The sequence below is a fragment of the Clostridium frigoris genome (assembly GCF_018861865.1).
GTDB classification, from domain to species: domain Bacteria; phylum Bacillota; class Clostridia; order Clostridiales; family Clostridiaceae; genus Clostridium_AD; species Clostridium_AD frigoris.
The window spans coordinates 97,415-119,906 of sequence record NZ_JAHLDV010000001.1 but is presented as its reverse complement, the minus strand read 5'-3'; the positions used below and the strand labels follow the sequence as shown (position 1 = coordinate 119,906).

At 31.3% G+C, this 22,492-nt stretch carries 12 protein-coding genes; 10 read left to right on the top strand and 2 right to left on the bottom strand.

Annotated features, from left to right (window positions below):
• The first annotated feature begins 18 nt into the window (after positions 1 to 18).
• The 5 genes from pepF to KPL37_RS00500 all read left to right on the top strand — a co-directional run bounded on the left by pepF (position 19) and on the right by KPL37_RS00500 (position 10,624).
• Entirely contained in the window at positions 19 to 1,818 is a 1,800-nt protein-coding gene (gene pepF, locus KPL37_RS00520; RefSeq protein WP_216145227.1) for an oligoendopeptidase F, read from the top strand.
• Positions 1,819 to 1,915: 97 nt separating this feature from the next.
• The gene (locus KPL37_RS00515; protein ID WP_216145355.1) at positions 1,916 to 2,929 is read left to right on the top strand and encodes a LacI family DNA-binding transcriptional regulator; all 1,014 of its coding nucleotides are present in this window, start codon (positions 1,916 to 1,918) and stop codon (positions 2,927 to 2,929) included.
• Between the two features lie 359 nt (positions 2,930 to 3,288).
• Entirely contained in the window at positions 3,289 to 5,013 is a 1,725-nt protein-coding gene (locus tag KPL37_RS00510; protein ID WP_216145224.1) for an alpha-glycosidase, read from the top strand.
• A 21-nt stretch (positions 5,014 to 5,034) separates the two neighbouring features.
• Positions 5,035 to 7,185, top strand: a complete 2,151-nt coding sequence (locus KPL37_RS00505; RefSeq protein WP_216145222.1) for a methyl-accepting chemotaxis protein — start codon at positions 5,035 to 5,037, stop codon at positions 7,183 to 7,185.
• A 142-nt stretch (positions 7,186 to 7,327) separates the two neighbouring features.
• Positions 7,328 to 10,624: an alpha-amylase family glycosyl hydrolase gene (locus KPL37_RS00500; RefSeq protein ID WP_216145221.1), complete on the top strand. Its 3,297-nt coding sequence runs from the start codon at positions 7,328 to 7,330 to the stop codon at positions 10,622 to 10,624.
• Positions 10,625 to 10,724: 100 nt separating this feature from the next.
• On the opposite strand, the gene KPL37_RS00495 is transcribed toward KPL37_RS00500, so the two are convergent.
• A complete protein-coding gene (locus tag KPL37_RS00495; protein WP_343216200.1) occupies positions 10,725 to 11,651 on the bottom strand; it encodes a sensor histidine kinase in 927 nt (308 codons plus the stop codon).
• A gap of 242 nt (positions 11,652 to 11,893) precedes the next feature.
• Here KPL37_RS00495 and surE point away from each other — a divergent pair, with 242 nt between their 5' ends.
• Positions 11,894 to 12,646, top strand: a complete 753-nt coding sequence (gene surE, locus KPL37_RS00490; RefSeq protein WP_216145220.1) for a 5'/3'-nucleotidase SurE — start codon at positions 11,894 to 11,896, stop codon at positions 12,644 to 12,646.
• A gap of 136 nt (positions 12,647 to 12,782) precedes the next feature.
• Here the strand turns inward: surE and KPL37_RS00485 are convergent, their stop codons facing one another.
• Positions 12,783 to 13,997: an NAD(P)/FAD-dependent oxidoreductase gene (locus KPL37_RS00485; protein ID WP_216145219.1), complete on the bottom strand. Its 1,215-nt coding sequence runs from the start codon at positions 13,995 to 13,997 to the stop codon at positions 12,783 to 12,785.
• Positions 13,998 to 14,303: 306 nt separating this feature from the next.
• Between KPL37_RS00485 and KPL37_RS00480 the strand changes: the two genes are divergently transcribed.
• From KPL37_RS00480 to KPL37_RS00465, 4 genes are all read left to right on the top strand, one after another.
• The gene (locus KPL37_RS00480; RefSeq protein ID WP_216145218.1) at positions 14,304 to 16,070 is read left to right on the top strand and encodes a bifunctional homocysteine S-methyltransferase/methylenetetrahydrofolate reductase; all 1,767 of its coding nucleotides are present in this window, start codon (positions 14,304 to 14,306) and stop codon (positions 16,068 to 16,070) included.
• Between the two features lie 171 nt (positions 16,071 to 16,241).
• Entirely contained in the window at positions 16,242 to 16,604 is a 363-nt protein-coding gene (locus KPL37_RS00475) for an ArsR/SmtB family transcription factor (RefSeq protein ID WP_216145217.1), read from the top strand.
• Positions 16,605 to 16,808: 204 nt separating this feature from the next.
• Positions 16,809 to 18,947 (top strand): heavy metal translocating P-type ATPase, encoded by a 2,139-nt coding sequence (locus tag KPL37_RS00470; RefSeq protein WP_216145216.1) that lies wholly within the window; start codon positions 16,809 to 16,811, stop codon positions 18,945 to 18,947.
• Positions 18,948 to 19,170: 223 nt separating this feature from the next.
• The gene (locus tag KPL37_RS00465; RefSeq protein ID WP_216145214.1) at positions 19,171 to 22,422 is read left to right on the top strand and encodes an Ig-like domain-containing protein; all 3,252 of its coding nucleotides are present in this window, start codon (positions 19,171 to 19,173) and stop codon (positions 22,420 to 22,422) included.
• The last annotated feature ends 70 nt before the right edge of the window (positions 22,423 to 22,492 follow it).

Below are 22,492 nucleotides of genomic sequence, written 5' to 3'. Positions count from 1 at the left end.
AGAAAGAGGGAGATTTTAGTGAGTGAAGTACAAAAACTTAAAACGAGGGATCAAGTGGATAGTAAATATAAGTGGAATGTTGAAAAAATATATATAAATTCGTCAGTCTGGGAAAAAGATTTTGAAATACTAAAGGCTAAAGTACCCAATATGCAGAAATTCTCAGGGAAACTAGGCACTCCTGAGGAGTTATTATCATTTTTAGAAAGTAACGTAGAAATCGAGAGGCTTTTAGATAAATTGCTTGTATATGCACATTTAAGAGGAGACGAAGATACAGGCAAGGCGGAGTTTCAAGTTCTTAAAAATAAGATTGATGCATATAGCGCAGAAGTTTCTAGTGCAACTGCATTTTTTATTCCTGAATTGTTATCATTACCTGAGAGAGCAGTTGATGAGGCAATTATTAAGCTACCAAAGCTTAAATTATATGAATTTTATTTAGCAGATATTATAAGTCAAAAGGAACATACTCTGAGTGCAGAGGGAGAAAAGCTTTTGGCGTCTGTTAGTGATTGTTTAAGCGCACCAGGGAACATATTTGGAATGCTTACAAATGCAGATATGACATTTCCTTGTATAAAAGATGAAAAAGGTAATGAGATTGAATTAACTGAAGGTAACTATAGTAATTTTATAAAATCAAAGGATAGAAGAGTAAGAAAAGATGCTTTTGAAACATTATTTTCAACATATAAAGGATTTAGTAATACTTTAACAGCATCTTTAACCTCTTCCATAAAGAATTTTATATTTAATGCTAAAACAAGAAATTATTCATGTGCACTCGAAAGTTCTTTAGATCCAAATAATATTCCAGTAGAAGTTTATGATAATGTAGTTGATACTATAAATAACAATTTATCGTCTCTTCATAAGTATGTAAGTATTAAGAAAAAGCTTCTAGGGCTTGATGAGATTCATATGTATGATTTATATGTACCAATTGTTGATGCAGAGGAAAGTCACATTGAATATGAAGACGCCGTTAAAATAGCACTTGAGGGCATTAAACCATTAGGAAAGGAATATTTAGATATTTTCAAAGAAGGAATTAATGAAGGCTGGGTTGATGTTTTCCAAAATAAGGGCAAACGTTCTGGAGCGTATTCTTGGGGCTGCTTCGATACTATGCCATATGTGCTTTTGAATTATAATTATCAATTAAATGATGTATCTACGCTTGTTCATGAAATGGGACATTCTATTCATTCATATTATTCAAGAAAGACTCAACCATATATATATTCAGGGTATGAGTTATTTTGCGCAGAAGTTGCATCTATAACTAATGAATGCTTATTAATAGATTATCAAATTAAAAATGAGAGTGATAAGAAAAAGAAATTATTCTTAATAAATCAACAATTAGAGGGAATAAGAACTACAGTATTTAGGCAGTGCATGTTTGCAGAGTTCGAAAAGTTAATACATGAAAAGATTGAACAAGGTAATCCATTATCTCCAGAGGACTTATGTAAAATTTATCATGATTTAAATGTGAAATATTTCGGACCTGATATGGTAGTAGATGCAGGAATAGATATGGAATGGTCAAGAATTCCCCATTTTTATAATGATTTCTATGTATATCAATATACTACAGGTTTTGCAGCTGCTAATTCTTTCAGTAAAATGATAGTAGAAGAAGGCGCAAGTGCTGTAGAAAGATATATAGGATTCTTAAAGAGTGGCGGAAGTGATTATCCAATTAGTATACTTAAAAAAGCAGGGGTAGATATGTCATCACCTAAACCGCTCGTAGATACTATAAAAAGATTTGATGAATTATTAGCGATGCTTGAAAAAGAGATATAGTAAAAGAAAGGTATATATCACAAGGGGTATATGAGTTACCTTGATTAGTATTAAAATAACCGTAGTATATTTTTATGAATTGGGAAGTGAAGTTAACATGTCAGTAACTATAAAAGATGTAGCAAAGATTGCAAATGTATCACCATCTACGGTTTCAAGAGTAATTGCAGATAATCCTAGAATTAGTGATGAAACGAAACAAAGAGTCTACAAAGCGATGAAAGAAATAGATTATCATCCGAATGCAATAGCTAGGAGCTTAGTTAATAAGACAACAAAGACTATAGGACTTATACTTCCTAATACTGATGAAGATTTATTTGTTAATCCTTTTTTTATTCAGATTATGAGAGGCATAAGCCATTATGCTCAGAAAAAAGGATATTATATTATGTATACTTATAGTAATAATGAAGATCAAGAAGTAGAATATATAACAAGTTTAATTAACAGTAGAAGGGTTGACGGAATAATTTTAGCTGTAGCTCGAAAGGATGACAAATGCATTGCTTATTTGAAAGAAGCAAATTATCCTTTTGTAGTAATAGGTAAACCGGAAAATGCGGACGGGATTTTATGGGTTGATAATGATAATTTTGATGCAATGTATAGTGTTGTTAATTATCTTATACAAAAGGGTGAGAGAAAGATAGCATTTATAGGTGGTTCACCTAAACTTAATGTAACTATAAATAGATTAGAGGGGTACTCAAGAGCTATGGAAAATATCGGTGAAAAATTGGATGAAAATATGATCCAAGTAGCTGAGTTTACAGAAAATAGTGGGTATGATGCTATGAAAAGAATTTTAAGTAAAGGGAGCCCTACAGCGGTTGTTACCACTGATGATTTAATAGCTTTTGGTGCATCAAAAGCCATAAGTGAGATGGGGGGTCAGCATATTTCAATTATCGGTTTTAATAATACTCCACTTGCAGCCTTTCGAAATCCAGCATTATCATCAGTAGATATCAATTCTGAAAAATTAGGTTATTATGCAGTTAAGCTATTAATAAACAAATTAGAAAATGAGAAAGAAGATATCAATAATTATATTATTGATACAAAATTAATTAAAAGAGAATCAACTCAAAAAACTCTAGATATCTAGAGTTTTTTTTATTTATAGCTTTATTACTATAAAGCAGGTTATGCTTTTATTAATTTATGCATGGGATTGCACTAATGACTGATGTAATAATAAAAAGAGAAGGTTATTATTAATGGTAGAGTTGTTGCAGTTAAGAAAGATAAATTTAGCCTAAAAATAAAATTATTATTTTTAAAATTCAAATTGACATATAAGTAAATTAATAGTAAACTGAATTTACGCAAACGATTGCACAAGTAATATAAATGTTTCTAATATTAATCATTAACGGATTTTAAAATTTCTAAAATCAAAGCTAATGCTCGCTGTTATATTATTGTTTATTTCTTAATGCACAGATAAAAGGGAGGTAGATAAAGATGAATAAGTATGCAATATATCATATTACTGAACCACCCTATGCATATGGTAAAGATTTAAATACTCTAGTTCTACGTTTAAGGACCGCGAAAGATGATATTAAAAAATGTAATTTGTATTACAAGGATAGATATAACTTTCAGGATCCATACAATGCTTGCGAAATGAAAGTCACAGCTCGAGCTAACCTGTTTGATTATTTTGAAGCAGAAATATCAGTCGCGAGAAATAGATATAAATATTATTTTGAGTTAATTGATTTAAATAACAATAAAATATATTTTGATGAGAGAGGTTTTAGCAATGAGGCCCCAACTTTAAAGCAATTCACTGCTTTTCAATTTGCTTATTTAGCTCGAGGAGATGTTTATAAAGAATCTACTTGGCTGCAAGAATCAGTTGTATATCAAATTTTTCCAGACCGTTTTTATAGTGCAGATAAGAGTATAAACCCAAGAAATACTGACAAGTGGGGTACGCCTGTAAAAATTGAATCTATGTTTGGAGGAGATATTCAAGGAATTATTGATAAATTAGACTATTTAGAAGAATTAGGAATTAATTTGCTCTACTTAACTCCAATATTTAAATCCTCATCAAACCATAAATATAATACAGCAGATTATTATGACATAGACCCACAGTTTGGAACTTTAAGCATAGCAAAAGATTTAATAAAAAAATGCCATGAAAAAGGTATAAAAATCATATTTGATGCTGTATTCAACCATTCAGGTAGTGACTTCTTTGCTTTTAAGGATTTACTTCAAAAGCAAGAGGCGTCAAAGTATAAAGATTGGTATTTTATTGATAGTTATCCAGTTAGTACTGAAAAGGTAACCTACTATACTTTTGGTGATGACGTAAGTGCAATGCCGAAATTAAATACGCATAATAAAGAAGCAAGAGAATATTTATTAAAAGTTGGTCAATATTGGGTGAAAGAAATTGGAATTGATGGTTGGAGACTGGATGTTTGTGATGAAGTTGACCATGATTTTTGGAGAGCTTTTAGTAAAGTAGTTAAAGAAGCTAATAAGGATGCTGTTATTATTGGAGAAATACAACATGAAGCAATTTCATTTTTAAAAGGAGATCAGCTAGACAGTATAATGAACTACCCTTTTAAATTTGCTTTAGTCGATTTCTTTGCAAATAGAAGTATTTCTGTAGAAAAATTTGAGGATATACTTTCATTCAATAGAACTCTTTATATGAAGAGCATCACAAGGCAACTCTGGAATCTATTGGGTAGCCATGATACTAAGAGATTTTTAACTGAGTGCAGCGATAATGTAGACAGAATGAAGCTTGCAATTGCATTCCAATTTTGCTACCAAGGAGTTCCATATATCTATTATGGTGATGAAATAGGTCTTAACGGCGGGGATGACCCTGCGTGCAGAAAATGTATGATTTGGGATGAGGAAAAACAAAACAAAGAATTATTTAACCACTTCAAGACCATGATATCAATTAGAAAACATAATAAAGCTTTAATTTATGGAGATTACAAAACAATTTATTGTAAAGAGAATGTATTGGTTTTTGAAAGAAGCTATAATGGCGAAAATGTATTAATAGCTATTAATAATAGTGATAAACAGCATAATGTAAACATATCGCTAGGTAATATTGGTATAGATGTTTTTACCTGCGAAGAAATAAAGTTGAAATACGGGCTGATTTTAAACCCTATGGAATTTAAAATATTTAAAAGATAAATTTAACAAAGGGGAATGACTATGGGGAATGTCAAGTTTAAAATACCGTGGTTTAGAAAAAATAAAATTAATAGATTTAAATCTAATGTGCTCAAATCTAATAATAAGGTTATAAAGAATTTGAAAATTAAAGGGGGATTGTTTAGACGATTAGTCTTAACATTTACATTGTTGTCATTAGTTACTCTATCAATCTCTGCGCTACTTACATTTAAAGTTACTAAGGAAAAGGTATCTGATGATTTTGGTTCGTCAACTACTCAAATACTAGAACAAAATATGAATTATGTTAGAGTAATAGACAAGTACTTTGCAGATATTTCAATTCAATTGTTAACAAATAACGATTTTTTAGATAACGTAAGTGCAGATACTACTGATGTATATGAAAGAACTCAGTATAAAACAAAAATAGCAAATACATTGAAAAATTTGTCTGGTGGAGGAACTTCATCGTTTGCTAAGAGTATTTACGTATTAAATGAAAAGGGGTTATCTGCAAATTCTGATTCTACTAATTCAGATGTTACTGACAAAGTTAAATATGATGAGTTTAAAAATACACAAGATTATAAAAATGTAATAAAAGCGAATGGTAAACCAATATGGTCAAAAGTTCACGTAAATACTTTTTCAGTGAATAAAGAAAAAACTATATCTTTTATGAGAGTATTAAAAGATAAATATAATATTAAAAATACAGGTGTTTTAATTATTAATGCAGATCCGGATATTTTTGCTTCATCATTACGTGATGTTAAAATTGGGGAAAGCGGGTATATGTTTATTTCGGATAAAGATGGTAATATCATTGCACATAAGGATGCAAAGCTTGCAGGTGAAAAAGTGGGTAGTCAAATATGGGATTCTGTGAAAAAAACAGATAATGGCATTTTTGATTTCAAACAAAGTGGAACAAAGATACATGGAGTTGTTTCTACATATGACTCTACATATGATTCAACATCATGGAAGATAATCGCAATGGTGCCAACAAATGAACTAGCAGCTACAGCAAATAATATTGGCATTTTGTCAATTCCTATAATTTTTGGGTGCTTAATTTTAACTATGATATTTTCACTATACATAACAATGAAAGTTACTAAACCGATAAATGATATAATTGGTGTTGCTAGAAGTGTTTCTGAGGGAGATTTCACAGTTAAAACTGACGTATATTCTATTTATGAATTAAATGAATTAGGACAGAACTTTAATAATATGATAGAAAAACTTAAAAAAATGCTTTCATTAACAGCTGTATTAACTAAAGAAACTAACGAATCTGCAGCCCAAATTTTAAATTTGTCTAGTTGTATAAATGAAAGTTCTAATGAAGTCGTTTTAGCAGTTGAAGAAATAACTAAAGGATCATCAAAACAAACTGAGGAAACTGCAAGTTGTGCTTTAATTTCAGATAAGTTTAATAGTCAAATTATTAAAAGTATTTCATTTTTAAATAGTGTTAATACTGCTACGGGCAATTCTATTGGAGTTATCAATAAAAGTTCAGTTGTTATAGAGGATTTAAGTAAAACCTCTGAAAAAAATTCTAAAGCAATGGATAACGTGTCTAGTACTATTTCAACATTAAATGAAAATACAAAGGAAATTCTTAATATTCTAAATAAAATTAATAGCATTACAAAGCAGACAAATCTATTAGCACTCAATGCTTCAATAGAAGCTGCGAGGGCTGGTGATGCTGGGAAAGGCTTTGCAGTTATTGCTAGTGAAATCAGAAAGCTCGCTGAGAAGTCACAAGGTGCTTCTTTGGAGATAGAGGATATTATTAATAAGGTAAATACGTCTATAAGTGATTCCCTTAGAATATCAGGTAGTGCAAAAGAAGCATTTAAAGAAGAATCATCCCAGGTTAAAAGTACAATTCAGTCTTTTGATGATATTAAGTCAGTAATCTCAAAAATATCTGAATCTGTAGATCAATCAATGGATGCTATGAAAGTAATAGATGAAGAAAAAAATTATTTGTATGATTCTATAAATAGCATTGCAACAATTTCAGAAGAGAACACAGCTGCAACAGAAGAAGTTACAGCAACAATTAATAACCAATCAGAATCAAACAATTTAATGAATTCACTTGCTCTAGGCTTAAATAATAAAGCTAACGGATTAATAGAATTAATTGAAAAGTTTAAGTTTTAATAAAAGTAATCTCTTTATCTCAATTAAAAGGTAAGGGGATTATTTATTTAAAATAAACATATGGAACTATTGTAATTATTTATAAATTAATGTAGTATGTAGCTATGTGCAACCGTTTGCATTAAAATATAAGGGGGATATAATGAAAAAATTTAAGAAAATTACAAGTCTTATTCTTACATTGTTATTAGTCATGACAATTTCGCCTGTTTTTAACAATAAGGTCAAATCAGCGACGTTACCATTACCGTCATCTGATTTGAGTGTAACACTTGCTGGGAGTTTTATAGCAGCTAACAACATTGGAAAAGACTTAGAACCTACAAATGCAAAAACTTTAATGAAAGAACATAAGAATGGTATTTATGAAATAGCTCAAGCACTAGGACTTCAAGCACCGCCAGAGCAACCAGTAGTTCTAAAAAGTCCTGTATTAAATTCAAATGGAACTATGACATTTAATTACCAAGATATAAATGCAAAACAAGTTTATCTCACAGGCGATATGACAAGTTCTACTACTGATAAAAAAGAGATGACACTTATAGATGCTAAAAAAGGGATTTTCATGGTTACTTTAAGAGTGGCTGATGACTCTAAAGATTATAAATATAACTTTATTGTTGATGGAAAGTTGACTCAAGATCCATTGAATATAGCGACCATAGGTGAAAGTTCTACTTTTACTATGCAAAAAAATATAGGGAGAAAAGTTGTTCTAGCAGGTTCCATACAGGGTATAGATGGAAGTTCAACTTGGGATCCAGCTTCAGATAAGACTAAGCTAAATTATGATGGTAATGGTAATTACAGCTTAACATTAAAAGATGTTCCAGCTGGAAACTATGAGTACAAGATTGCAATGGGTTCTTGGGATCCAGAAAATTATGGCGCAAATGGCGAGGCTTCTGGAAGCAACATTAGTTTGATAGTACCAATAAAAGAGGATGTAACCTTTTGGTATAATGATGATAGCCATAATATAGTTGATTCAACTTATTATAAGATAGCTGATATAGATTTGTTGGGTACTGGAATACCAGCTAATACAAAGCTTACAGATGTTTCACTATCAGGAATCTATGGTGCTAAAATTACTTTTAAAAAAGGTGCTTATTCAGATGTTAAAGCAGTATTAGATGGAAAAGATTATCCTTTTGGAAAAGTGGAAGTAACAACTGATGCTAAAGATGTAAATTTTAGTTTTGATCCAACAACATTAATGACATTTACAGATGCATCGGATAATACTATAAATCTTAATAGTATATATTTTAACTCAAGAGATAATAAGTATAAATCTCCTTATGGTGCAACGAAAACAGATACACAGATTACCTTTAATTTAAAAACAGGAAAAGATATAACATCAGCTAAAATTGTATTAATAACTCCCAATGGTATTAAGTTAGTTGATATGAAAAAAGGGGATGCATTTGATGTAAATTCTGATAAATGGACAGGGAATTTAACATCAAATAAGATTGGGCAATTTAAATATTATTTTGTGGTTTCAAATGGCTCTGATGTAAAAGCCTATGGTGACGATGATGGGTTGTTTGGACCAGGAAAGACTGGGCAAATTGGAACAGTGGGATATTATGACTTAAACATATATGATAAAAACTTTAAAACTCCTGATTGGATGAAGAATTCAGTTGTTTATCAGATATTCCCTGATAGATTTTTCAACGGAGATACTAGTAATGATTATTCACAAAAACTTGCAAGAGGAGATACTCCTTATGAATTTTATAATGATTGGTATAGTATCCCAGAAGATCCAACGCTAGAATTTATTACAAATGAAGACGGATCGCAAAAACCTAATCCTAATTATAAAGGTACAAAAGGTGATAATGTTTGGGCAAACGAAATGTATGGTGGAGATATTAAAGGAATTAAGTCTAAACTTAAATATTTACAAGCGCTTGGAATAAATACTCTTTATATGACACCTATATCACAATCTATATCTAATCATAGATATGATGCGACAGATTACAAACAATTAGATCCACTTTTAGGTCATATGGATGAATTTGTAAAGCTTGCTAAGGAAGCTCATAAAAGTGGTATGCATTTAATAATAGATGGTGTATTTAATCACGTTTCTGATGATTCTATTTATTTTGATAGATATGGAAAGTACATGTCTAAAAATAAGCCAATTGGAGCTTATCAATATTGGTCAAGAGTTTATGATTTAATGAACTTAAAAAAGGTAACACAAAAGCAAGCTGAAATACAGGTAACTAAAGATTTGAGATCTCTTGGGATTACAGATTTACATTATAAAGATTGGTTTGTAATAAATAACACTAAGGTTAAAAAAGTAACAGGAGACCCAGAGCATTATTCGTATGAAGGGTGGGCGGGATATGATTCAATGCCAGTTATTCAAGCTTTAAATGGCTCAGAGTATAATGTGAAATCTTGGGCTGACGAGATAATTGATGGAAAAAATGCTAATAGTAAATTGTGGTTAAAGAATGGATCTGATGGTTGGAGATTAGATGTTGCAAATGAAGTTTCTGATGAAACCTGGAGAAATTTTAGAACAGCTGTAAAAGGACAAGGTGATAATGTTATTGTAGGTGAAATATGGACAGATGCTTCTAAATATTTACTTGGTGATATGTATGACTCTGTAATGAATTATAGATTTAGAGATGCTGTTTTGGGGTATGTTGAGAATAAAGATACTGGAAATATGAGCGCTGTACAATCTATGAATCAGCTGGAGGCTATGAGAGAGCAATATCCAAAAGAAGCGTTTGAGGCTATGATGAATTTAGTGGATTCACACGATACTCAAAGAATAATATCCGATTTTGATGGAGCACAAAAAAGTGTTAAGGCAATAGCAGAAGAACCATCACTAACTGCACTGCAAAAGGTTAGATTAATACCATTAATCCAAATGACTTACCCTGGAGCACCAACCATATACTATGGTGACGAGGCTGCAATGCCAGGAGCCGATGACCCTGACAATAGAAGAGGAATGATTTGGGGGAAAGGAGATAAGTCAACTGTTGAATGGTATGCAAAACTTACAAATATAAGAAGGGCGTATCCGGTTCTAAGAACAGGAGATATTGTGCCTATAACTGTTGATGACACAAACAAGGCAGATATAATGGCATATTCGAGAAATGATAAAAACAATCATGCGGTTGTAGCTATTAATAGAAAAAGCACTGATGTTAAGGGAGTAGTTTTGGATTCTAATACACCTGTAGGAACTAAGCTTACAAATGTTTTGGATCCAGCTGATACTTATATAGTAGGAAAGAATGGCAAGGTAACTGTTAATATTCCTAAATATTCAGGTGTTATTTTGGTTGCGAAGTATACTCGCGTAATTGTAAAGACTAAAGATCTAAAGGATATTTATGATAAAAATTATATTGTTAAGAAAACTATAGGTCGTTAAATTACTACTATTAGTAAGAGGTGTCATTTTATTTAGAAAAAGAAATAAAAGTTGATTTCTGTATTGTGCACAGGAGTCAACTTTTATTAATTGATTTATATTATAAATGAATATCCGAAAGTTCCACTTTTACGTTTTCATTTTTACTTGATATTTTGTTACTATGTACCACATTTTCATTAGATACAATTCTTGAGGGAAGATTAACTATAAATTTACTCCCTGTGCCAACTTTACTTTCTGCATAAATGAATCCAGAATGTAGCTCTACAATCGACTTAACTAAGCTAAGGCCTATGCCTGAGCCTTCTGTATTTCTAGATAGTGATTTATCTACCTGTTTAAATCTATCGAATATTGTCTCCAAGTTTTTCTCTTCAATGCCAATGCCATTGTCCTGTACTGATATTTCAACAAACTCATCCTTAGTTTTAATATTAATAAATATTTCATCACCTTTATCTGAAAACTTTATTGCATTGGATATAAGATTTAATATTATTCTTTCTATTTTTTCTGGGTCGCAGGCAATAATCTTTTCTTCTGTATCTGTATCAAAAATAATATTTATTCCTTTACTATCAGTAAAATTAGTTACAGACATCACTATATCTTCTACTACTTCTATTATATTGTTATTTGACAAATGCAATTCAAAAAAACCTGTTTCGATTTTTGATGAATCAACAATATTATTAATAAGTTTGGATAATCTATAGCAATTTTTATTCATCGAATTAATATATTTAACAATTGAATCTTTCATTTTGTCTAATGAGCCATTATTGCAATTCATGCTAAATAACTGTACAGTAGCAGAAAGAACATTCAGAGGCGTTTTAAGTTCATGGGATATATTAACAATAAATTCTTCTTGTGCTTTCATTGCTTTTCCCATAGTGTCCAATTGCTCTTTTTGTTCCATTTTAAATTCCTTTAGTTGTTTAATCTCAGTATTTTGTTCTTTAATAATATTCTTAGCTGTTACAAATTTTTCTGTCATCCTATCATTATAAACACGCTCCACAATACAGCCTCCATTTTTATATATATATACTACAGTAGGTTTTATGGTTATAGAATAATACTTAAATACAATACATCATATAGTATCATTACTACATTTTACCATATAATAGGCTATTTTCATATGCTTTAATATCAACTATTATAATATATAAAATAAAATAAAGAATATAAATTTATATTTGCCCATAGATATTTATTGTTATAATATAAATATGTTATTGAATAATTGGAGGAATGAAAATGAGATTGTTATTGACAAACGACGATGGTATAAATGCAAAAGGGATATATGCTTTAGCTAAAGAACTTGAAAAAAATCATGAAGTAATCATAGTTGCACCGAATAAAGAGAGAAGTGCGTGTGGACATTCAATAACTATTACAAGGCCACTTATAGTTAAAGAAACTAAGCTCAAAGGATTAAAATCAAAAGCTTTTAGCGTAGATGGAACCCCAGCGGATTGTGTAAAAATTGCAATTAATAAACTTATTGAGGGTAAAATAGACATGGTAGTATCAGGAATTAATAGAGGTTTTAATTTAGGTACAGATGTTTTGTATTCCGGAACTGTTTCTGCAGCAATTGAAGCGACTATATATAAAATACCAGCAATGGCAGTTTCGGTTGAGTTTGACCTTCATACCGAAAATTATGATGTAGCTGCTAAATACGCTGGACAAATACTGCTTAAGGCTGCCCAAAATAAGATTCAAAACGATATTGTATTAAATGTAAATATTCCAATGCTTTCGGAGGAAGATATAAAAGGAATTAAAGTTTGTAAAATTGGAAGTAGATTGTATAATAACAAATATATAGAATCTGTTGGAGAAAATAATGAAACTCAGTATCAAATTAAGGGCACAGCAAAAGATATTCATGAGGAAGATTCTGATACAATATATTTTAAAGATGGATATGTTACTGTAACGCCACTTCATTATGATCTAACAAATTTTGAAATACTACAAGATGTAGGTAAATGGTTTTAACGATATTTCGGGATGATTTAATTAATAAAAATGCCAGGGAATTTCAATCATTATATGGTTGAATACCCTGGCTATTATTTAATTGTTTGTATAATATAATTAATATACATAAATCATTAAGTATTATATTTATGATCTATTTTTTCAATTTATCTAATAACTCATCAGCAGTTATATTAGACAAGTCTATTTCATCTAATGGTAATTCTTTTTCGATTGCAGATTTAAGGAGTGGTGACCGTCTAGCATCACCTATTACAATTGCACCAATAATCTTATTGTTTTTTATAAATATCTTTTTATAACCTACTCCATTAATATCTTCATATAACAATACTTTCGTAGATTGTGATTCTTCTATAGAGCCCATAGAAAATAATGAAATGCCGAAAGCATTTAGCATTGTTACTGGGGTAATTTTTTCATATATTGCATCTCGTCCTGAAAGATTGTAGCCTGCAACTTTGCCTTGTGCTATAGCAATATTCCATAGTCCGATAACTTGATTATCAAACTCTGCGATATCTCCTGCTGCATAAATGTCTTTTATATTAGTTTGCATTTTATTGTTTACGAGTATTCCTCTTTCTTTTTTAATATCAGTCTTTAAAATTAGATCCATATTAGGTTTTATACCTGTTGAGTGAATAACTATATCACATTTTAATTCTACATTGTCATTAAGAAGAATCCCTTCTACTTTATTATCAGTGCCTATTATTTTATTTACACCAGTATTAGTTAATATTTGTATTCCACAGGCTTGTATTTTACTTTTTAATATTTCTGATGCCTTATCGTCTAATTGACGAGGCATAAGCCTTGGACATAATTCAATAATTGTAACTTTGATGTTATGCTGATGTAGTATAAATGCCATTTCAAGTCCAAGTATTCCTCCGCCAAGAACTACTACGTTTGTCTCCTCACTAAGTTTTTCCTTAATATCTATAGCGTCATTAAGACCTCGAAGCGTGTACACTCCGTTCATACCTATACCATCAATTGGAGGTATGTTATTACTTGCCCCATTTGCAATTAATAATTTATCGTAATTAAGTTTACTGCCGTCAAATAAGGATACTTCATGTGAAGTTGAGTCTATACTTACTACTTTAGTATCAATTAATATTTTCACGTTGTTTTGTTCATACCATTCTTTTTTTTGAATAAGTATGGTATTTTCTTCAAGACTTGCGAATAAACTTTTGGATAATTTTATTCTGGTATATGGATAAAATTTTTCTTCTCCAATTAGATATATCTCTGAATCTAAATCTATTTCTCTAATTGATTTAATAGCTGTTATAGCTGTTATTCCACTGCCTACGATTATTATTTTTTTAGCCATCTCTATCACCCATTTCATTTAAGATTTATTTTTTGTTGTTTATGTACATTATAAACAAAGTATTTTTCTTGATTATGACACATTCTCATTTATTTAATATCCTAATATTATCTTACACTTCATTTATGGTAATAAGCAAGAAAATAATTCATATTTCCAAGGTAATTATATTAAATGTATTTTTAACTTGTATATAATAAGTATTACTTTTTCTAAAGTACACTATAATCAGAATTTTTTGATATAATTAGCCTAAAGAAATTTTTGATAATTATAAGATTTATATTTGGGAGAAAGGGGAAATATATGAATATTAAAGAAAAACCACTGATTTTCGATGGTGCTATGGGTACATATTATGCAAGTATCAAAGAAAATCCATTAGCCAAATGTGAGCTTGCAAATATTTATGATAGAAATACAATATTAAATATACATAAGGAATATATAGATGCAGGTTGCATGGCTATTAAGACAAATACATTTGGTGCAAATAGGATTAGCCTTGAAAGTGATTTTAGTATAGTAAAAGATGTGATAACAAAGGGTTATGAAATAGCAAAGGAAGCAACAAAAGGGACTGATGTTTTAGTTTTCGCGGATATTGGACCAATCCCATTTTTAGAGACGCTTAATTTATGGGAGGCTTACAAAGAAATAGTAGATTTATTTTTAGAACTTGGTTCAACGCATTTTATATTCGAAACCTTTAGTAGTGATGAATATCTACCCCAAATTTCTAAATATATTAAGGATAAAAATCCAAAGGCATATATTTTAATGGAACTTGCAGTTTCACCTGAGGGGTTTACAAGGAATGGTATATCAGGTGAAAAATTTATAGAGAAAGTTTCGCATATATCAACTATAGATGCGTGCGGCTTTAATTGCTTTTTGGGGCCGTATCATTTACTTAGCTATATTAAAACTCTAAATATAGAAAACAAAATAATTTCTATTATGCCAAATTCAGGTTATCCCACAGTAATAAATAATCGTATGTTCTTTAATAATACTAAAGAATATTTTGCAAGACAAATGCTTGAAATAGCAAAACAAGGTGTTGCTATAATAGGTGGATGTTGTGGTACAACCCCAGAATTTATAAGAGAAACTGTAGCCAATATAGAAGGTTTATCTCCACATGAAATTGTTACAAGAATAAGGGGAAAGAAAATACACTTTAAAAAATTAATTGTTAAAAATTCTCTACTTGAAAAAATTAGGCTGGGGAAAAAGATTATTGCGGTAGAACTCGATCCACCTATGGATACAGGGATAGATTTTTTTATGAACAGTGCTAAAAGCCTTAAGGAGCAAGGTGTTGATGCAATAACTATTGCAGATTGTCCTGTTGCAAGAGTTAGGGTAGATAGCAGCCTACTTGCTTGTAAGTTAAAGAGAGAACTTGATATTACAACTATTCCGCATATGACTTGTCGTGATAGAAATATTAATGCCACAAAAGCTTTGCTTCTAGGTTTAAGTATTGAAGGTGTAAATAATGTTTTAGTGGTTACTGGTGACCCGGTGCCTACTGCCCTGCGAGATGAGGTTAAGGCAATGTTTAGTTTCAATTCTGCAATACTTGCTAATTATATTACTAATTTAAATGAGACAACATTTTCATCTCCTTTTAATATTTGTGGTGCTTTAAATGTAAATGCTATTAATTTTAGTAGCCAACTAGCCCATGCAAAAAAGAAAATAGAGAATGGTGTAACTATGTTTTTAACACAACCAATTTTATCAAAGCAGGCTGTGGAAAACTTAAAACAAGCACGCAAAGAGTTACCAGCTAAAATTTTAGGCGGAATTATTCCAATTGTAAGTCATAGGAATGCTTGCTTTATGAATAATGAAATTTCTGGGATAACTGTTTCTGAGGAAATAACAGAGTTATATAAGGATATTTCAAAAGAAGAAGCTACCACTCTTGCAATTAAGATATCTACGGATATTGCCAGGGAAATTCATGATTATGTAGATGGATATTATCTTATTACAACCTTTAAAAGAATTGATATAATTTCTGAAATCATTAAGAATATAGGCACTATAGGTAATAATTAGAACAAATGATTTAGTAGATTTGAAACTCACATAATGTGTTTGTACATGATTCATCATGTGAAAATACATTATGTGAGTTTTTATTTTAAGGGAATGTTGACAAGTATTATAGGATATCATATAATGAACACATGAACAATAATTCATATGTTCACATGAGGGGAGAAATAAATGGATAAAGATATAGAGTTTTGTAGTTGCTCAACAGTTCATGAAGATAAGATAGAAAAAGTAAGGAGATTAATACCACCTGCAGAGACTTTATCAGATCTTGCAGAACTTTTTAAGGTTTTTGGAGATAGTACAAGAATTAAAATCCTTTGTGTGCTTTTCGAAACTGAAATGTGCGTTTGTGATATAGCAGCTCTTCTTATTATGACTCAATCAGCTATTTCACATCAATTGCGTGTACTTAAAAATGCTAGACTTGTTAAGTATAGACGAGAAGGTAAGGTTGTCTTCTATTCTTTGGATGATCAGCATGTTAAACAAATATTTGATCAAGGACTTATACACATAAAAGAACTTAGGTAATATTCTATTACATAAAGATAAATTCATAATGACATTTTAGAAGGAAAGTCACCCACTTCTATAAAGGGGTGTAAACTACCTTAGCAGAAATAAAACTTCATAAGGAGGTTTAAACCTCCTTCTGAAGTCGTTAATATCAGCTCCTAAGGAGATGATTAATATAATATATAAAATAACGTAAAACTTTGAAAGCGAGGCGAGAAAATGGAGACTATAATACGCAAAGAATTTATTTTAGAGGGGTTAGGTTGCGTCAATTGTGCAAATAAAATTGAAACTCAATGTAAAAAGTTAGATGGAGTAACAGACGCAAGTGTAAACTTTATTAATAAAAATTTAGTGATTCAATTTCAAAGCGAAGATAAAATATTAAAAGTTATAGATGAAGCAAAAAAAATAGTAAAAAGGGTAGAACCTGATGTTAAATTTATAGAAAGTGTTAAACATGAGGGACATTCACATAATCATAGCCATGATCATGAACATGCTGGCGATAATCAGAGAAATGATAAAAATAAAATTATACGTTTTTCATTAGGAATTGCAATTTTCCTTATAGCGGTTGTATTAAAATTAGATTATTTTCTTGAATTTTCATTATATCTTATAAGTTATTTATTAATTGGTGGAGAAGTATTAATGGTTGCCATAAAAAATATATTAAGAGGAGAAGTTTTTGATGAAAATTTCTTGATGGCACTTGCAACAATAGGAGCGTTTTCTATAGGGCAATTTCCAGAAGGTGTAGGGGTTATGCTCTTTTACCAAGTAGGAGAGTTCTTCCAGGATATGGCCGTAAATAAATCTACAAAGTCAATATCTGCACTAATGGATATAAGACCAGATTATGCAAATAAGAAAATTAATAATGAAATAGTAAAAGTTGATCCAGAAGAGGTCTACATTGGTGATATTATAATAGTAAAACCAGGGGAAAAAGTACCTTTAGATGGAAGTGTTATAGAGGGAAATTCATTAGTTGATTCATCCGCTTTAACTGGTGAATCAGTTCCAAGAGAAGTTAATACTGGGGATGAAATACTAGCCGGCTGCATAAATAAAAACGGGTTATTGACTATAGAGGTAAAAAAAGAGTTTGGGGAATCAACACTTGCAAAAATATTAGATTTAGTTAAAAATGCTAGTAGCAAAAAGGCGCCAACTGAAAACTTTATAACTAAATTTGCAAGGTATTATACACCGATTGTAGTTATAAGTGCAGTTGTACTTGCTTTGGTTCCACCAATTTTAATACCTGGTGCTACTTTTTCACAGTGGATATATAGAGCACTTGTATTTTTAGTAGTATCTTGTCCTTGTGCACTCGTAATATCTATTCCACTTGGTTTTTTTGGAGGAATAGGTGGAGCATCGAAAAATGGAATTTTGGTTAAGGGTGGAAACTATTTGGAGGCATTAAATAACGTTGAAATGGTGGTTTTTGATAAAACTGGAACACTAACTAAAGGAGTATTTAAAGTTACACAAATGCATGTAGAGGGTGATATAAATGAAGAGGAATTATTAGAATATGCAGCATCTGTTGAAAGTTATTCTAATCACCCAATTGCAACATCTATACTAAAAGCTTATGGTAAAGAAGTAAACAAAAAAGATATTGAAGATGTAGAAGAAATAGCTGGGAAAGGTATTCGCGCTAAAGTAAAAGGGAAATATGTCCTAGCTGGTAATGCAAAGCTCATGGAGAGTGAGAAAATTTCATATACTAAGGGTAAAAATATTGGTTCGATAATATATGTAGCTATAGACAATATATATGTTGGTAGTATTATAATATCCGATGAAGTAAAAGATGATTCTATTTCTGCTATAAAAAAATTAAAGTCTATGGGTGTTAAAAAAATAGTAATGCTTACTGGTGATAATAAAGATATAGCCAGTAACATTGGAAAAGTTCTTGGCGTGGATGAAGTTTACTCAGAACTCCTTCCACAGGATAAGGTAGAAAAGCTTGAGAAACTTCAAAAGGAAAAGTCACCTAAAGGAAAAATTGTTTTTGTAGGAGATGGCATCAATGATGCACCAGTACTTGCAAGAGCAGATATTGGAATAGCTATGGGTGGAGTAGGGTCTGATGCAGCAATAGAAGCTGCTGATATAGTAATCATGACAGATGAACCATCAAAGATTGCTTTGGCTATCAAAATTGCCCAAAACACAAAGAAGATTGTTATTCAAAATATTGTATTTGCATTAGGTGTAAAGGCAATCATTTTAATACTTGCAGTGTTTGGAGTTGCAAATATGTGGGAAGCAGTCTTTGGAGATGTAGGAGTTGCTTTGATTGCAGTGTTAAATTCTATGAGAGCTATGAAGAGTTAAATTAAAATAGTTAATAAGAACAAAAGGTTGAAAACACCCTATAGAGTAGACAAAGAAAAAGTCTACTCTATAGGGTGTTTTTTTCAATTTAAGGATGGTCATGTAGTAAATTAATTAAAGTGTGTGGGATAATTAACGATATATAGAATATAATGTTAAAACAAGTAGACGTATATATACTATTAGAAATTGATTTGTTCATCTTAATAAAGGGAGTGAAAAGTTGATAACAAAACATAAAATAATTACAGTTAAAAACTTATTAATAATTTTTATAATAGCTCTATTATATCAAATTCAAGTATCTGTTTATAATATAAGCGCCGCAGTAAATTTTTCAGCTGTTAATGCGACTACTGTAACGACTTCTCAAGGAAACCAAAGGCTAATTGTAGGTGGGGCAACATTTAGTCTAAAAGCTACTGTATCGCCAGCCAATGCTGCAAATAAATCAGTAATTTGGAGTAGTAGTAATGATGAAGTTGCTACTGTAAGTGCAACAGGAATTGTAACCCCAATAGGCAAAGGTATAGCACTTATTACGGTGAGAACAGTAGATGGGGGTCATATGGATACCTGTATTATTAATGTCACCGTGAAAGAGGTAGTAGCTGTAGAAGGAATATCATTAATTCACAATATAGTAACTTTAAAAATTAAGAGTACAATTACATTAAATCCAGTTATATCACCATCAGAGGCTTCAAATAAAACAGTAATTTGGTATAGTGGAAATGAAGATGTAGCTAAAGTGAGCGATAAAGGAGTAGTAACTGCAATAACATCAGGAAGTGCTGGTATTATTGGAAGAACGGTGGATGGAGATCACCAAGTTTATTGCTTAGTATACGTGCCTGAAGAAGTAAATAGTATTACATTAAGTCAAAATAGTGTAAAATTTGCTTTAGGCGATGCTCCTGTTACGATATCTGCAAAAATCATGCCAGATAATCTATCAATAAAGGGTATAACGTGGACTAGCAGTAATTATGGCATAGTTAATGTAGATTCGAATGGCAGGATAACTCCCATCTCAGGGGGCTCCGCTATAATAACTGCAACTTCAAATTATGATAAAACTAAAAAAGCTACATGTAGTGTAATTGTGAATGCACCTATAACTGATACTAAAGTACATGCAACTGGAATTACATTAAAACCAAAGCAATTAGATTTAAGGGATAGAACCCCATATACATTAATTCCAACTATTAATCCAACTAATGCAGTGAACAAGGCAGTAATTTGGAGTAGTAGTAATGAGGCGGTGGCTACAGTAAGCGATAAGGGCGTTGTAACTCCAATATCCACGGGAATCACATTAATTTTGGCGACAACAGTGGATAGAGGAAATATGGATGGTTGCGTTGTTAATGTGACGAAGCAGGATGTAAAAGGAATGACTCTAATTAACAATTATGCAACTTTAAAAATCAAGAGCACATTGACATTAAAACCAGAGATATTTCCCAAGAAGGCAACAAACCAAACAATAATTTGGAGTAGTGGAGATGATGATGTAGCTAAGGTAAGTGATACAGGCATAGTAACTGCAATAACATCCGGATCTTGCGGAATAATTGGAAGAACAGTAGATGGAGACTATTCAGTTTATTGCTTAGTTTATGTACCGGAGGTAATAGATAGCATTACTTTAAGTCAAAATAGTTTGAAATTTGATTTAGGTGGTGCTGCAACAGTTCTGTCAGCTAAAATTTTGCCAGATAATCTCTCGTTAAAGAATATTACGTGGACTAGTAGTAATTACAACATAGCTGATGTAGATTCAAATGGTAGAGTAATACCAAAGGCTGGGGGAAAGGCAGTAATAACTGCAACTTCAGTTTATGATAAAACTAAAAAGGCTACATGTAGTGTAACTGTGAATGGACCTATAACGGATACTAAAATACATGTAACAGGCGTTACATTAAAACCAAAGCAGTTAGAGTTAATCGCTGGAACTCCATTTACATTATCTCAGGATATATCACCAATTAATGCAACAAACAAGGCAGTTACCTATCGTAGTAGCAATGAGAATGTGGCTACGGTAAGTGCAACAGGCGTTGTAACACCAATAACTGAAGGCATGACATTAATTTCGGTGACAACGGTGGATAGAGGAAATATGGATGGTTGTCTTGTTCATGTGATTAAAAAAAATATAGATACAATAACTCTAGCCCAAAGTTATGTTACTTTAAAAATCAAGAGTACATTAACATTAAAGCCAGATATACTTCCTATTGATGCTTCAAACAAAACTATAATTTGGAGAAGTGGAAATGAGGATGTAGTTAAGGTAAGTGATGCCGGGATAGTAACTGCATTAACGTCAGGATCTGCTGGTATTATTGGGAGAACAGCAGATGGAGATCATTCAGTTTATTGCTTAGTGTACGTACCGGAGGTAATAGATAGTATTAGTTTAAGTCAAAATAGTTTAAAATTTAATCTAGGTGATGCTGCTGTTACACTGTCTGCCAAAATTATGCCAGATGACCTCTCAGTAAAGGGTGTTATATGGACTAGTAGTAATTATGGCATAGCTAATGTAGATTCAAATGGTAGGGTAGCATCAGTATCTGGAGGCAGTGCAGTTATTACTGCAACTTCAGTTTATGATAAGACTAAAAAAGCCACATGTAGTGTAAATGTAATTGGGCCTATATCTGGTGATCTTAAAGTACATGCAACAGGAATAACTATAGCAGGGTATTCAACACCTTTAATTGTGGGGACACCACTTACATTAATCCCAACTATTACTCCAAGTAATGCAGTGAATAAAGCAGTAATGTGGAGCAGTAGTAATGAGAATGTAGCTGTGGTGAGTAATACTGGGGTAGTGACACCAATAACTGAAGGTGTGACATTAATTGTTGTGACTACAGTTGATAGAGGAATTATGGATGCTCGTCTTGTTTTCGTGACTAAGCAAGATATAACACAAATTACTTTAGCACAAAATAGTGCGACTTTAAAGATTAAGAGTACATTAGTATTAAAGCCATATATACTTCCAATAAATGCATCCAATCAAACAATAATTTGGAGTAGTGGAAATGAGGGTGTAGCTAGTGTAAGCGATAAAGGTATAGTGACTGCATTATCAACTGGAACTGCAGGGATTATCGGAAGATCAGTGGAAGGAAATCATTTAGTTTACTGCATAGTTTACGTACCAGAGCAGGTAGATAACATCATCCTAAATCAGAGTAGTTTAAAATTTAAATTAGGGGATTCTTCTATAATTCTGTCAGCTAAGGTTATGCCGGAAAATCAAAAGGTAAAGCACGTTACGTGGACTAGTAGTAATCCAATTGTTGCTAATGTGGATTCAAACGGGAAGGTAACACCAACTTCTGGAGGAACTACGACAATAACTGCAACTTCAATGGATGATACAACTAAAAAAGCTACATGCAGTGTAACTGTTTTGCAACCTGCAACAGGAGTTATTATAAACTAGATAGTATTTGTTATTTACTTAATAAAGGTTGGAGTAGGGTGTGCTGTAGTAATAAAATAAATATAAAAAT